The 13,559-nt window shown below is 74.1% G+C and carries 12 protein-coding genes; 5 read left to right on the forward strand and 7 right to left on the reverse strand.

The window, feature by feature from the left end; genetic code table 11:
* Positions 1-227: 227 nt before the first annotated feature.
* The gene (locus tag ABD823_RS11965) at positions 228-1,196 is read left to right on the forward strand and encodes an LLM class F420-dependent oxidoreductase (RefSeq protein WP_344858807.1); all 969 of its coding nucleotides are present in this window, start codon (positions 228-230) and stop codon (positions 1,194-1,196) included.
* A 170-nt stretch (positions 1,197-1,366) separates the two neighbouring features.
* Positions 1,367-1,711 carry a YkvA family protein gene (locus tag ABD823_RS11970; protein ID WP_344858809.1) on the forward strand — a complete coding sequence of 115 codons (345 nt, stop codon included), beginning with the start codon at positions 1,367-1,369 and terminating at the stop codon, positions 1,709-1,711.
* Here the strand turns inward: ABD823_RS11970 and ABD823_RS11975 are convergent.
* From ABD823_RS11975 to ABD823_RS11985, 3 genes are all read right to left on the reverse strand, one after another.
* Complete coding sequence (locus tag ABD823_RS11975; RefSeq protein ID WP_344858811.1) at positions 1,692-2,888, reverse strand: amidohydrolase family protein; 1,197 nt, start codon at positions 2,886-2,888, stop codon at positions 1,692-1,694. The genes ABD823_RS11970 and ABD823_RS11975 overlap by 20 nt on opposite strands.
* Positions 2,889-2,954: 66 nt before the next feature.
* Positions 2,955-3,740, reverse strand: a complete 786-nt coding sequence (locus ABD823_RS11980) for an SURF1 family cytochrome oxidase biogenesis protein (protein WP_344858813.1) — start codon at positions 3,738-3,740, stop codon at positions 2,955-2,957.
* 92 nt (positions 3,741-3,832) lie between these two features.
* Positions 3,833-4,330, reverse strand: a complete 498-nt coding sequence (locus tag ABD823_RS11985) for a winged helix-turn-helix transcriptional regulator (RefSeq protein ID WP_344858815.1) — start codon at positions 4,328-4,330, stop codon at positions 3,833-3,835.
* 86 nt (positions 4,331-4,416) lie between these two features.
* On the opposite strand from ABD823_RS11985, the gene ABD823_RS11990 reads away from it, so the two are divergent.
* The gene (locus ABD823_RS11990) at positions 4,417-5,004 is read left to right on the forward strand and encodes a GNAT family N-acetyltransferase (RefSeq protein WP_344858817.1); all 588 of its coding nucleotides are present in this window, start codon (positions 4,417-4,419) and stop codon (positions 5,002-5,004) included.
* A 66-nt stretch (positions 5,005-5,070) separates the two neighbouring features.
* Positions 5,071-5,667 carry a TetR/AcrR family transcriptional regulator gene (locus ABD823_RS11995; protein WP_344858819.1) on the forward strand — a complete coding sequence of 199 codons (597 nt, stop codon included), beginning with the start codon at positions 5,071-5,073 and terminating at the stop codon, positions 5,665-5,667.
* Between the two features lie 15 nt (positions 5,668-5,682).
* Here the strand turns inward: ABD823_RS11995 and ABD823_RS12000 are convergent, their stop codons facing one another.
* A complete protein-coding gene (locus ABD823_RS12000) occupies positions 5,683-5,985 on the reverse strand; it encodes a hypothetical protein (protein WP_344858821.1) in 303 nt (100 codons plus the stop codon).
* 142 nt (positions 5,986-6,127) lie between these two features.
* Between ABD823_RS12000 and ABD823_RS12005 the strand changes: the two genes are divergently transcribed.
* Complete coding sequence (locus tag ABD823_RS12005) at positions 6,128-7,570, forward strand: DUF7059 domain-containing protein (protein ID WP_344858823.1); 1,443 nt, start codon at positions 6,128-6,130, stop codon at positions 7,568-7,570.
* Between the two features lie 342 nt (positions 7,571-7,912).
* Here the strand turns inward: ABD823_RS12005 and ABD823_RS12010 are convergent, their stop codons facing one another.
* The 3 genes from ABD823_RS12010 to ABD823_RS12020 form a co-directional block, all read right to left on the reverse strand.
* Positions 7,913-11,017, reverse strand: coding sequence for an AfsR/SARP family transcriptional regulator (locus tag ABD823_RS12010; protein WP_344858825.1), 3,105 nt, complete (start codon positions 11,015-11,017; stop codon positions 7,913-7,915).
* Positions 11,018-11,373: 356 nt separating this feature from the next.
* A complete protein-coding gene (locus tag ABD823_RS12015; protein WP_344858827.1) occupies positions 11,374-12,018 on the reverse strand; it encodes a GNAT family N-acetyltransferase in 645 nt (214 codons plus the stop codon).
* A gap of 296 nt (positions 12,019-12,314) precedes the next feature.
* Positions 12,315-13,550, reverse strand: coding sequence for a pyridoxal phosphate-dependent aminotransferase (locus tag ABD823_RS12020; RefSeq protein ID WP_344858829.1), 1,236 nt, complete (start codon positions 13,548-13,550; stop codon positions 12,315-12,317).
* Positions 13,551-13,559 lie beyond the last annotated feature (9 nt).

Raw genomic sequence — 13,559 nt, forward strand, 5'->3', positions numbered from 1 at the left:
AGGGCTTCCGGGACCGAGCGCCCCGGGATCCGTGCTCCGGGGCGCCGCGGGACCGGGGCGCCGCCAGGGGCCGGATCCCCTCTCCCCTCGCATACCGTCCGGTTGGTATGGTCGGCTCTTGACGGCTCCCGGGTCGGGTACGGCAAGCTGGACCAGAATGTCGTTCTAGGCGTTCCTCCGGGCGGACCACGGTGGGACCACAGGCAAGGACCACGAAAGGCGGCACGATGGCGACGGGCGCACGCTGGGGCATGACGGTCCCCTTCTACGACCGCTCACTGGCCGGCTCCAAGGAGCTGGTGGCAGAGCTCCCCGCCCTCGGCTACACCGACGCCTGGTCGGCCGAGGTCAACGGCGTCGACGGCTTCACCCCGCTCGCGCTGGCCAACGAGTGGGCCCCCGGCCTCCGTCTCGGCAGCGCGATCGTGCCCGCCTCCACCCGCGGGCCCGCCCTGCTGGCCATGTCGGCCGCCACGCTTGCCGACCTCGCCCCCGACCGGTTCGTGCTGGGCATCGGGGCCTCCTCCCCGGCCATCGTCGAGCGCTGGAACGCCGGGGAGTTCACCAAGCCGTTCTCCCGGACCCGCGACACCCTGCGCTTCCTGAGGAAGGCCCTGGCGGGCGAGAAGGTCACGGAGAAGTACGAGACGTTCGAGGTCAAGGGCTTCAAGCTGGAGCGCGCGCCCAAGGTCGCGCCGAAGATCGTGCTGGCCGCGCTGCGGCCGCGCATGCTCCACCTGGCCGCCGAGGAGGCCGACGGCGCGATCACCAACTGGCTCGCACCGCAGGACGTGCGGAAGGTCCGGGCCGAGATCGGGCCGGACACCGAGCTGATCGCCCGGCTGTTCGTGTGCGTCAGCGAGGACGCCGACAAGGTCAGGGAGCTCGGCCGGTGGATGCTCGCCAGCTACCTGACCGTCCCGGTCTACGCGGCCTTCCACGACTGGCTGGGCCGCGGCGAGCAGCTGCGGCCGATGCACGAGGCCTGGGCGGCCGGGGACCGGCAGGCGGCGCTGAAAGCCATCCCCGACGAGGTCGTGGACGCGCTCATCGTGCACGGGGACGCGGCCACCTGCCGGGCCAGGATCCGCGAGTACGTGGCATGCGGCCTCGACACCCCGGTGCTCGCCCCCATTCCCGGAGGCGAGGTGCCGATCGCGCAGGCCGTACGGGATCTGGCGCCCGGCATGGAGTGAGCCGGGGCTCCCCGGCGCGGGAGGGGGCGCGCGGGACCTGCCGGTCACGGTCCCGTGCGGAGCCTGCCGGTCACGGTCCCGTGCGGAACCTTCGGGCGGAATGACGCGTTATATCGCAACGAGACGGGTAGTACCCGTTCCGGCGGACGCGTTCTGCGAGGAGGTTTCCGATGGCGAAGGCGGCACGCGCGGCCCAGGTCTGGCGGACGTACCGGGAGGTGAGCCGGCCCGGCTCGCCGAAGCTCGGGGCGCGCCTGCGGGCGCTGCCCCGGATGGTCGGCTCGGCGCTGCGCGGGGAGTACCCCGGCATCGGCAGGGGGAGGCTCGCCCTGATGGGTCTCGGCGTGCTCTACATGATCTCGCCGATCGACGTCGTCCCGGACTTCCTGGCGCTCGTCGGCGTCGCCGACGACTTCGGGGTCTTCCTCTGGCTGACGGGCTCGCTGCTCGGGGAGAGCGGGCGCTACGTCGAGTGGGAGCGTGCCCGTCCCGCCGTCAGAGGCGTTCCATCCTGAGCCAGGCCCGGGACGGGAGCGGGTGGCCGAACAACCGCGCGGCGTTGCCGTAGGTCACCCGGGCGACGTCGGCGGGCGGCAGGCTGCCGAGGTTGCGCGCGACGGCCTGCTGGGTGTCGGGCCAGGTGGAGTCGGAGTGCGGGTAGCCGCTCTCCAGCAGGACGTGCTCCAGCCCGACGGCCAGGCGCACGCCGGACAGGGCGTGGTCGTTCAGCGTGCCGAAGAAGAAGTTGCGGCGCAGGACCTCGCTGGGCTTCAGCCCGCCGTCCCAGGACGCCTCGCCGGCGACCGGGTGGTCCAGCGCGTAGTCGGCCCGCTCGGCCAGCATCGGCAGCCAGCCCACGCCGCCCTCCACGATCAGGATGCGCAGGCCGGGGAAGCGGAGCGGCACGCCCGACCAGAGCCAGTCGGCGCAGGCGAACATGGCGCTGGCCGGCACGAGCGTGGTGATCGCCTCGACCGGGGTGTCGGGTGAGGGCACGGGCGTCCAGGAGCCCGCGCCGGTGTGCAGGCAGATGACGGTGCCGGTCTCCTCGCAGGCCCGGAAGAACGGGTCCCAGTGGTCGCCGTGGATCGACGGCAGGCGGAGCCGGGTGGGGAACTCGGGGAACAGCACGGCCTTGAAGCCCCGGGAGGCGTTGTCCCGGATCTCCTTGGCCGCGATCTCCGGATCGGTCAGCCAGGGCAGCTGCAGGGCGATGATGCGCTCGGGGTAGGTGCCCGCCCAGACCTCGACGTGCCAGTCGTTCCACGCCCGCAGGACCGCCAGGCCCAGCTCCTGGTCGCGGGTGCGGGAGAAGACCGTGCCGGCCTGGCCGGCGAGCATGCCGGGGAAGCAGAGCGCGGCCCACACGCCCGCGCTGTCCATGTCCCGGATGCGCGCCTCGATGTCGTGGCAGCCCGGCCGCATGTGCTCGAACCGGACGGGGTCGAGCGTCCACTGCTCGCGCGGCAGGCCGGCGCCGACGTCGAGGCCGGCGCACGGGTAGGTCGCCCCGCCGTACCGCCAGACCTGGTGGCCCGCCTCGGTCTCGACGACCTTCGGGGCCAGCTCGGCGTATTTGTCCGGGAGCCGGCCCTCGAACATGTCGGGCGGCTCGATCAGGTGGTCGTCGGCCGAGATGATGACATAGTCCCGCCGCCTGGGCTCGGGGTCGGGCAGTAGCGGCGTAGTCACGCGGTCAACGGTACGGTGTCGGCATCACGCTGGACAAGCGATGGGGTCTCGTGTTGATCCCGGAGGTCAAGCGTTCGCCTTCTCCGCGATCTCCGGGGCGGTCCTGGCCCTCAGATCGGCGGCCTCCCGGCGGATCAGCAGGACCCAGCCACCGATCGCGACGCCGATGAACAGCCACCACTGCACGCCGTAGGCGAGGTTGAGTCCGCCGCCCTCGCCGGTGTCCGGCTCGGGCACCGGTTCGGGCGCGGCGGCGGCCGCCGGGACCTGCTCGGTCAGCTCCACGTAGCCGCCGAACAGCTCGTACGGCAGGCCCGCGCCGATCGCGGCGGTGTCGATCAGCATCACCTGCCCGGCGGGCAGGCCCCGCAGGTCGCGGATGCCCGTGGACTCCTCGCTCTCGGCGGGGCGCAGCCGCCCGGTGACGGTCACCTGGCCGGTGGCGGGCGCGGGCACCTCCGGCAGGGCCTCGGCGGTGGCGCCCGCCGGGACCCAGCCCCGGTTCACCAGCACGGCTGGCCCGTCGCCGGTGACCAGCGGGGTGAGCACGTAGAAGCCGACGGCCCGGTTCTGCGTGCGGCGGCGGACCAGGAGCTGGTGGGCCGCGTCGAAGGTGCCGGAGACCGTCACCCGGCGGTGCTTGTCCTGCTCGCGGACGGTGCCGCCGACGGAGGTGAGCTCGGTGAGCGGGACCGGGTCCGCCGCGAGGTTGGCGGCGATCCGGTCGCTGCTGGACGACCGCTCCTCGAAGCGCCCGAACTGCCATCGGCCCAGGAGGGCGAAGGCGGGGATGACCAGCAGCACCACGATGTGGAGCGCGATCCAGCGGCGGGTCAGCAGGAAGCGGTACACGCCACCAAGGGTAGGCACCGCACCGACCGCCCCGTCCGCCGACCGGGTCTCCGGCGCGCCGCCGGATCCGTGTTCAGCGGTCGGATCCGTGCTCAGCCGTCGGTGCCGGTCGCGCGCGGCTTGGCGCCGGGGCCGGGCAGCGGGGTGACGTCGCGGGGACCGCCGACCTCGTGGCCCTCGGCGCACCGGAAGTGCTGCTCGATGGGGGCGCCGCAACCGCGGTGGGTGAGGAGCACCGGCGGGCCGTCGGGGTCGGACAGGTAGCGGTCGCCCCAGTGCATCAGCGCCACCATGATCGGATAGAGGTCGCGGCCCATCTCGGTCAGCCGGTACTCGTCGCGCTGCCGCTGGCCGGGCTCGCGGTAGGGGACCTTGCGGAGCAGCCCCTCGTCCACCAGCCGGGTGAGCCGGGCGCTCAGCACCTGGCGGGGGGCTCCGGTGCCGGCCTGCATGTCGGCGAAGCGGCGCACTCCGCTGAACGCCTCGCGGAGCACCAGGAAGGTCCACTTCTCGCCCACGATGCCCAGCGTGCGCGCGATCGAGCAGTTTTCCGCCCGCAGGGGCGCGTCACCGACGGTCGCCTCACTCATATCCGCATCGTAAGCGGCCATGGGACCACCTCCAACGCATCTAAGTCTAGTTGACAGACTCAGGTGATCCGCGAGAGGCTGAGTCCATGATGAGAACTCAGCTCGTGCGCCCGCGCCGGGACCCGGCGCCGGCGGTGTCGCCGGCCGTACCGGGGGTCGCGGCGGGGGTCGCGGCGGGGCGGGAGGTCGAGATCCGGCCCGTCCTGGCGGACGACGGGGAACGGATGCGCGCCTTCCTGTGCGGGCTCTCCCTGCACACGCAGACCTTGCGCTTCTTCACCGGTCTCGGCCGTCCGGGCGAGGGTCTGGTCCGCGCCCTGCTCAGGGTGGACGAGCGGCGCGACGTGCTGCTGGCGGTCCACGGCGAGACCGTGGTCGGGCACGTGATGGGCTTCGACCGGGACGGCGGGGTGGAGATCTCGGTCGTGGTTGCGGACGAGTGGCAGGGGCGCGGGATCGGCTCGCGGCTCGTCCGCCGGCTGCTGCACCGGGCCGAGGCGCGCGGGGCCGAGGCGGTGGGGATGGACGTCCTGGCGGAGAACCGCAAGGTGCTCTCCATGATCCGCGCGTGGTGGCCGGACGCGGCCATGGCGGTCTCCGCCGGGACGGTGGAGGTCGTCGCGCAACTGCGCCGCCGGGGGCGAGGGGACGCCGCCGCGGCGGATGCGGTATGATCATCGGCACTCCGGACGCGGGCGGATATTTGCAGAACAAGGTTCTGTTGCCGCACTATTGACCCCGTGAAGAGTGCCAAGAACGGACGCGACGGCCGGACCCGGATCGTCGAGGGAGCCCTGCGGCGGTTCAGCCAGGACGGTGTCTCGGCGACCACGCTGGCCAGCCTCCGCGAGGAGAGCGGCGTCAGCGTCGGCAGCTTCTACCACCACTTCGCGAGCAAAGAGCACGTCTTCGGCACGCTGTACGCCGAGACGCTGGACATGTACCAGGACGCCTTCCTCGCCGAGCTGCGCAGCCACGAGGGCGCACGCGAGGGGGTCGAGGCCATCGTCGCGCTGCACATGTCCTGGTGCGGGGAGCACCGCGAGCGGGCCCACCTGCTGATCAGCGAGCGCCCGCCCAAGCGGAACGAGCCGGGGGGCCCGGAGGTCGCCGAGTCGCGCCGGGTCTTCTTCCGCAACGTCGCCGACTGGTGGCGTCCGCACATGAAGGCCGGCGTGCTCCAGCCCGTCCCTCCCACGATGTGCTACGTGCTCTGGCTCGGCCCGGCCGTGGAGATGTGCCGCCTGTGGTTCGCCGGGGCGCACCAGCCCACGGAGGAGGAGATCGCCTCCCTGTGCGCCGCCGCCTGGCAGAGCCTGCGGCGCCACGAGGACTGACCCCGCTCCCTCGGGTCAGCGCGCCGCCACCAGGCGGGTGGGGACCCGCCAGACCTTCTCGTCCAGGGAGATGTCCAGCCGCAGCTCCTGGCGGCGGCGGCGCAGGCCGGGCACGCGCACGCGCTCGCTCACGTCGAACCTGCCGCTGCGGGGGTAGCCGAAGCCGAGCTCCCCGGGCAGCACCCGCAGCTCGTCGCGGTTCCCGCAGCGGGGGCAGGTCCAGGCGACCCGGTCCAGGCCCCGGTTGTAGTCATGGCACGCCTGGAAGTACTCGTCGGGGCGGAAACGGGACTCGCAGGCCAGGCACGGGATCAGCATCGGTGGGTCCTCCGGGACGCGTGCGGGCGGATACAAAGGATTACCGCCAAGCCCTTGAATCCCGCTTACAGAACGCTTACCACGTTGCGTAACGATTTAGTCACTCTGGGTCCGGGGTGGGGAACAGTGCGACGATAGGCCGGTGAAAGATCCGCTGGACCGGCTCCGCGAGCTGCTGCTCGAGACCGGCTACACCATCGACGGCGTGCGCGAGCGCCTCGGCGACGTCGCCGCCACCGCCCTCTCCCGCGAGGAGCTCGTCCCCGCCCTGCGCGCCACCCGTGACGGAGACCCGCTGGGCACGCTGATCCGGCTGTGGTGGCTCGGCGTCCCGGTCGAGCCGCCCGCGGGCCTTCCCGCGGCCGAGCTGACGGCCGCGGGCCTGCTGGCCGCCGACGGGCCCAGGGTCGTCTCCCGCGTCCACCTCCAGCCGTGGGAGACCGGCGGCTACGTCGTCTCCGACCGGAAGGTCAGGCCGGGGGACCCGGCGCTCCGTGCGGACCACGTGGTCGGAGCGGGCGGCGCCTCGGCGAACCTCGCCCAGCTGGTGTCCCGCCGCCCGGTGGACGCCGCCCTCGACCTGGGCACCGGCTGCGGCGTCCAGGTGCTGCACCTGGCCGGCCGGGCCGGCCGGATCACCGCCACCGACGTCAACCCCCGCGCCCTGGAGCTGGCCCGGCTGAGCTGGGCCCTGTCCGGGATCGAGGGGGTGGACGCCCGCGAGGGGTCGCTCTTCGAGCCGGTCGAGGGCGAGCGCTTCGACCTGGTCGTCTCCAACCCCCCGTTCGTGATCTCCCCCGCCGGCCGGTTCACCTACCGCGAGTCCGGCTTCGAGGCCGACGGCTTCTGCCGCGACCTCGTACGGCAGGCGCCCCGCTTCCTCAACCCCGGCGGCACCTGCCAGCTCCTGGCCAACTGGCTGCACGTGGAGGGGGAGGACTGGCGCGACCGGGTCGGCGGCTGGCTGACGCTGGCCGGCTGCGACGGCTGGGCGGTGCAGCGGGACGTCCAGGACCCGGCCGAGTACGTCGAGCTGTGGCTGCGTGACGCCGCCGAGCAGGGCACCGACCGCTACCGCGGGCTCTACGACGACTGGCTCGGCTGGTTCGAGGCGATGCGCGTCACAGGGGTCGGCTTCGGCTGGATCACCCTGCACGACTCCGGCACCCTCGACCCGGTCGTCCGGGTGGAGGAGTACGGCGGGCGCGTGGAGCTGCCGGTGGGCGGCTACGTGGAGGAGGTGCTCGGCTCGATCACCGCGGCGCACCGGCTGTCCGACGCCGAGCTGCTCGCGGCCCGGCTGGTGGTGGATCCCGGGGTGGTGGAGGAGCGCATCGGCCCGCCCGGCGCGGAGGATCCGGCCACGATCGTGCTCCGGCAGACCCGGGGGCTGTGCCGCAGTGCGCGGGTGGGAACGGTGGAGGCGGCTCTCGCGGGCGTCTGCGACGGCGAGTATCCACTGGCCCCGCTGCTCACCGCGATAGCCGACCTGACCGGGGAGAACGGCGACGAGCTGCCGGGCAAGGCCCTGGAGCGGCTCCGCCTGCTGATCGCCGAAGGGTTTTTCCACATATCCACAGGGTGACTGTCCACAGCCTGTGGACATCTTCGGCGATCGCTTGTTGATCGGATGTTGAACGCGGCGGAGGACGCTCGGGGGGCGGACGCGGATCCGGGGGGTTGTGGATCCGCGCCGCACGTCCGGCCGGTCGTCGTGAGAGGCGGCTGGTCACCGAGCGGCGTACCGGATATCCCGGGCCCCCTACGCGCCGGACGGTGGCCTTGACGACCGGCCGGACCCCTGACGCGAGAGGGCGCCGGCCCCCCGGGCCGCGGCGTGCGGCGTCGCAATCGGCACAGCGGTCAGCACAGCGCAGATGGGAGCCCGGTGATCAACCACGTGTGGATGACGCGCCTCGACGACGCCCTATACGACGGGCTCGGTCCCGTCGCCGACCTGGTCGCGGTCGAGGAGGGCGCGCAGGTCCCCGGTCTCGGGGGCGCCGAGGCGGGCGAAGAGGTCGTGGGCGCGGACCAGGCAGGCGCGGCTGCGCTCGGTCTCGCCCAGTCCGGACAGCGCCCGGCCTAGCACCCACAGCGCCTGCGCCTCGCCGTACGGGTGGCCGATCTCGCGGCTGACGGTCAGCGCCTGCTCGGCGTGGCGGGCCGCGTCGGCGAACCGCTGGGCGGCGATGAGCGTCTCGGCGAGGCGGGCGCAGACCCGCTGCTCCCACACCCGCTGGTTGCCTGCCCGGAAGAAGGCCAGGCACTCGGCGTGGTGGTGGACCGCCTCGTTCAGCCGCCCGACCCGGGACAGCACGATGCCCAGGTGGTAGCGGGCGCGGGCGGTGCCGGCGGCGGAGCCGATCTCACTGAAGATCGCCAGCCCCTGCTCGGCGGCGGCGATCGCCTCCTCGGGCTGGCCGAGGAACAGGTGGTCGCGGGCGGAGTAGCTGAGCGTCAGGGCCTCGCCGCCCGGCGCGCCCATCTCCCGGAAGGCCTTGCGGGCCGCGTCGAACCACGCCAGGGCCTCGGTGTGGCGGCGCTGCCGCCCGACCACCACGGCCAGCGCGTTGAGCGTCTCACCGGTGACGATCCGGTCGCCCGACGCGGACAGCTCCAGCACGGCCCGGAACTCCTCCTCCGCCTCGGCGAGCCGGTTCATGCCGAACAGCAGCCGGCCGTGCACGTAGCGGCAGCGCAGCTCGCAGGAGGGCGCGGCCAGGCGGCGGGCGGCGGCGAGCAGCTCGCGGATCCGCAGGTCGAACTCGCGGACGTGGCTGCCCGACTCCAGCAGCGGCTCCATGGCCAGCAGCAGGTCGGCCGCGGGCAGCAGCGCGTCGGCGTCCGGCGCCCCGGCGGCGGCCTGGGAGATGGACGCGAACAGGCCCTCGGCCTCGACGGAGAGCCAGGTGACGGCCTCGTCGGCGGAGGAGAAGTCGTGCCCGCAGGCGGAGACGGCGAGCCGGTCGGCGATGGTGCTGCCCTCGTAGGCGAGCCGGTGCGCCGATCGCGCGGAGGCGAGGTGGAAGCAGAGCAGCCTGCGCAGCGCCCTCGCCCCGGGACCGGCCGCGCCCGGCGCGGAACCCGCGGCGTCCGCTCCGGGCTCCCCGTCGGGGTCGGGCTCGCGCTCGGCGACCCGGCGGGCGAAGAGCTTGAGCAGGTCGTGGAAGCGGTAGCGGCCGGGGGCCGGGGCCTCCAGCAGGCTGGCGTCCACCAGGGACTCCAGGAGGTCCTCGGTCTCGGTGGGGTCCAGGCCGAGCACCGCCGAGGCCGCGGAGACCGAGATGTCCGGCCCGCCGGGTAGCGAGAGCAGCCGGAAGGCCCGGGCCTGGGCCGGGGTGAGCTGGCCGTACCCGAGGGCGAAGGTCGACTCGACGGTGAGGTTGCCCACGCGCATCTCGTCCAGGCGGCGGCGCTCGTCGGCCAGCCGGGGCACCAGGGAGGCGACCGTCCAGGTGGGGCGGGCGGCCAGCCGGGCGGCGACGATCCGTACGGCCAGCGGCAGGAAACCGCAGGCGGCGACTACGTCCATGGCGGCGGCCCGCTCGGAGTCCACCCGCTCGGGCCCGGCGACCGCGGCGAAGAGCGCCAGCGCCTCGTCCGGCTCCATCACGTCCAGGTCGATCAGGCGCGCCGCGGGCAGGTCGGCCAGCTTGTGGCGGCTCGTCACGATCGCCGCGCAGCCCGCGGCGCCGGGGAGCAGCGGGGCGACCTGGGCGGCGTCGCGGGCGTTGTCGAGCAGCACCAGGATCCGGCGGTCGGCCAGCAGTGAGCGGAACAGGGCCGAGCGCTCGGCCAGGCCGTCCGGGATGACGTCGGCGGGCAGGCCCAGCCCGCGCAGGAACGCGGCCAGCGCCGACTCCGGCGCGGTCGGCTCGTCGCCGTAGCCGCGCAGGTCGGCGTAGAGCTGCCCGTCGGGGAAGCGGTCCTGCATGGCGTGGGCGACGTGCACCGCCACGGTCGTCTTGCCGACGCCGCCGATGCCGGAGACGGCCGCCACCGGGACGCCGCCCGCGCCACTCTCGGCGCCGTCCCCCGCCCCGTCCGCCGCGCCCTCCGCGGCGGACAGCACGGCGCGGAGCCGGTCGGTGATCTGGCGGCGCCCGGTGAAGTCGTTCACCGCCGCGGGCAGCTGCGCCGGGCGCGGCAGCTCGGGCGGCTCGAACCCGCCGCCCTCCGGGGCCGGAGGCGCGGCAGGGGGCTCGGGCGGTGCGGTGCGCAGCCGTACCGGCTCGGCGGGGGCGGCCAGTCCGGGGTCGCCGGCGAGGATGCGCTGGTGCAGCGCGGTCAGCTCGGGGCCGGGGTCGACGCCCAGCTCGTCGATGAGGGCCTGGCGGGTGTCGGTGAAGACGGCCAGCGCGTCCGCCTGCCGCCCGCACCGGTAGTAGGCGAGCATGAGCTGGGCGCGCAGCCGCTCGCGGAGCGGGTGGTCGGCGGTGAGCGCGATGAGCTCGGAGACGACCTCGGCGTGCCGGCCCAGCTCCAGGTCCAGGTCCATGAGGGTCTCCAGCGCGGTCATCCGCCGCTCGGCCAGCCGGCCGCGCTGGTGCTCGACGTAGGGGCCGACGGCTCCGGCCAGCGGCTCGCCGGTGCACAGCGCCAGGCTCGCGCGCAGGCTCTCCGCCGCCCCGCGCAGGTCTCCGGCCCGGCGGGCCGCCTCCGCCCGCCGCGCCGCGTCCTCGAAGCGGACCAGGTCGAACCAGGCGCCGCCCAGGCGCAGCGCGTAGCCGCGGCCCACCGAGGTGAGCAGCTCCGGCGGGGTGCGGGGGGAGCGGCCCGGTTCGAGTACGGCGCGCAGCCGGGAGACGTAGGTGCGCAGCGCGCCCAGCGCGCGGGGCGGCGCGTCCTCTCCCCAGACGCCGTCGATCATCTCGGTCGGCGTCACGGCGCGGCCCTCGCGCAGCAGCAGCATCGCGATTATGGAACGTTGCAGCGGGGTGCCCAGATCCAGCTCGGCACCGTCGCGCCACGCCTGGACGGGGCCGAGTACGGCGAAGCGCAGCCCGCCCTCGCCGTCGGGAGCAGCCATGACCCGTACTCTCCACCCTTAATGGGACGCTTTTCTGCCAAATATAGATCCTTTTCCCCCTGCTCCATAGGCGATCGGGGGCCGACCGGCCGTCGAGCAGGGGTTGATCGTCCATTGATCGGGCGTTGAGCCGTCGGCGGGATTCTTGCGACATGCCGGGCATGGCCCCGTACGGGGGCGGTCGTGCCCGGCGGCCGGGACAGGGGACCGGAGTGGGAAGAAGGGGACCGGCGGCGGGGGCGCCGCCGGTGGAAGACCGGTGGCAGGGGGTGCCGCCGGTGGACGAAGGCCCGCCCGGGCTCCCGGGCGGGCCTTCGTCCATGTGCTGTGGTCGTGGGATGGTGACGGGGTGTGCTTTACGCGGCCTCGACCAGACCGAGCCGCGCGCGCAGGCGTTCTCGCACGAGCGGCCATTCGGAGCTCAGGATCGAGTAGTACGCGGTATCTCGGACCGTGTCGTCGGCGCCTCGGCTCTCCGCCCGCCGCACACCGTCGAGGTGCGCGCCGAGGGCCTCGATGGCGGCCCGGGAGCGTACGTTCCGTACGTCTGCCTTCAGGGTGATGCGGTGGACCTGCCACGTCTCGAAGGCGAGGGAGAGCATCAGGTACTTGCTCTCCCGGTTGACACCGGTGCCCTGGGCCGACGCCGCCAGCCAGGTGTAACCGATGTCCGCCACGGACGGGACCTCGCCCACCGCGCCACGCGCACCCGGCGGCCAGGGCATGGGGCCCTGCCAGTACTCCAGGTGCATGAGACGGGTGGCACCGACGATGCGGTCGGTGTGCAGCCACCGGATGGCGAAGGGCATCGTGCGGCCCTCCGCCTGCTCAGCCAGCGCGGCCTCCACGTAGGAGGCCATCTCGCCTGGGCCGTTGGGGACGCGGGTGAAGCCGTAGGTCGTACGGTCCTCACTCGCCGCCGCGACCAGGTCGTCGACGACCTCGAGGCTGAGCGGTTCCAGGCGCACGAGGCGCCCGGACAGGGTGACAAAAGCGGGCATGAGCACATGATGAGGGCTCTCTACGGCGTCTAATGCCAAATGGCGCGGGACATCTCCGTGAGCATCAGGCGACGTGCCCGCCGGAGCGCGGTCGGACAGGTGAACCAGCAGGTCAGGCGGGTGGAGCCCGTCCCCGAGGCGGTGGAGGGCCGGGCGCGTTGTCCAAACTGCAACGTGCCGGGATCCGGGGTCCCGGAACGCGGCGGCCGGGCGCCCTGCACGCGGGTCGCCGCACGGCGCGCGCGGTGCCCTCCGTGCGGGTCGCCGGGTGGTGTGCGGAACGTCCTCCGCGCGGGTCACCGGGCGGTCAGCGCGGCGAGGGTCTCGCCGAGGTGGTCGAGGGAGGCCGCGATCCAGGGCAGCCCGAGGGGGTCGGGGGCGCTCAGCGCGGCCAGCCGCTGCTCGGCGGTCTCGCCGTACAGCAGGCTGGTCGCCACCCGCGCGCGCAGCGCCCGCGGGTCGTCGCCGAAGACCTGGCCGGGCAGCACCCCGACCCCGTGCTCGTCGAGCAGGCGGGCGGCCAGGCCGGCGGAGGTCGTGAGGCCGTCGAGGCCCGGAGCGCCGGTGAAGTCGGGGTAGAGGTAGAAGCCGCCCCGCGGCAGGTCCGTCCGCACCCCGGTCCGGACGAGGCGGGCGTGCACCGCCCGTGCGACCGCGGCGTGCAGCCGCCTGCTCGCGGCGACCCGCTCGACGAGCTCGGCGGGTTCGGTGTAGGCGTAGGCGGCGGCCTGCTGGACGGGGGCGGCGGGGCTGGACCAGATCTCGCTGGCCACCGCGAGCAGCCGGTCGCGCAGGCCGGCGGCGGGCAGCCGGGCCACGCCGATCCGCCAGCCGCCCAGGGCCAGGCTCTTGCTGAGCCCGCTGGTGACGACGGTCCGCTCGGGGGCGAGTTCGGCGGGGCTGACGAAGCCGGCGGCCGGGTCGTGGACGAGGTCGCGGTAGATCTCGTCGGAGATGATCACCAGGTCGAGGTCGCGGGCGAGCTCGGCGAGCCTCTTGACCGTCTCGGCGCTCGCGAGCGTCCCGGTGGGGTTGTCGGGGAGCGTGACCAGCAGCGAGCGCACCTGCCGCCCCTCGGCGCGGGCGCGCCGCACCGCGGCGGCCACCCGGTCGGGGTCGGGCGCTCCTCCCTCGCCGGGGAGCGTCGCGACGGGCAGGGAGCGCATCCCGGCCAGGTCGGCCTGGGCGGCGTAGCTGACCCAGCTCGGCACGGGCAGCACGATGTCCCCGCCGATCGCGAGCAGCAGGCCGTACAGCAGGGGCTTGCTGCCGGGGCCGCAGACGACGAGGGCGGGGTCGGTGGGCAGGCCGCGGCGGGTCCAGTAGCCGGCCGCGGCCTCGCGCAGCGCGGGCGCCCCGGCGACCGGGCCGTACCCGTTCTGGCCGGAGGCGGCCGAGAGCCGCTCCTGCAGGGCCGGGTGGACCGGGAGGCCGGCCTCCCCGAAGGCGAGGTTCAGCACGCGCTGGCCCGCGTGCCGCCTCCGTTCGATGTCTTCGTTGGCTGCCAAAGTGGCAGAAAGAGTGACATTCATGCCTTTTCC

Source organism: Planomonospora alba (assembly GCF_039534085.1).
GTDB lineage: Bacteria > Actinomycetota > Actinomycetes > Streptosporangiales > Streptosporangiaceae > Planomonospora_B > Planomonospora_B alba.

Bases quoted from the DNA above. Each gene is read 5' to 3' on its own strand.
- ABD823_RS11965 (WP_344858807.1), top strand. From the start codon at position 228: ATGGCGACGGGCGCACGCTGGGGCATGACGGTCCCCTTCTACGACCGC.
- ABD823_RS11970 (WP_344858809.1), top strand. From the start codon at position 1,367: ATGGCGAAGGCGGCACGCGCGGCCCAGGTCTGGCGGACGTACCGGGAG.
- ABD823_RS11985 (WP_344858815.1), bottom strand. From the start codon at position 4,330: ATGAGTGAGGCGACCGTCGGTGACGCGCCCCTGCGGGCGGAAAACTGC.
- ABD823_RS11990 (WP_344858817.1), top strand. From the start codon at position 4,417: ATGATGAGAACTCAGCTCGTGCGCCCGCGCCGGGACCCGGCGCCGGCG.
- ABD823_RS12000 (WP_344858821.1), bottom strand. From the start codon at position 5,985: ATGCTGATCCCGTGCCTGGCCTGCGAGTCCCGTTTCCGCCCCGACGAG.
- ABD823_RS12010 (WP_344858825.1), bottom strand. From the start codon at position 11,017: ATGGCTGCTCCCGACGGCGAGGGCGGGCTGCGCTTCGCCGTACTCGGC.
- ABD823_RS12015 (WP_344858827.1), bottom strand. From the start codon at position 12,018: ATGCCCGCTTTTGTCACCCTGTCCGGGCGCCTCGTGCGCCTGGAACCG.
- ABD823_RS12020 (WP_344858829.1), bottom strand. From the start codon at position 13,550: ATGAATGTCACTCTTTCTGCCACTTTGGCAGCCAACGAAGACATCGAA.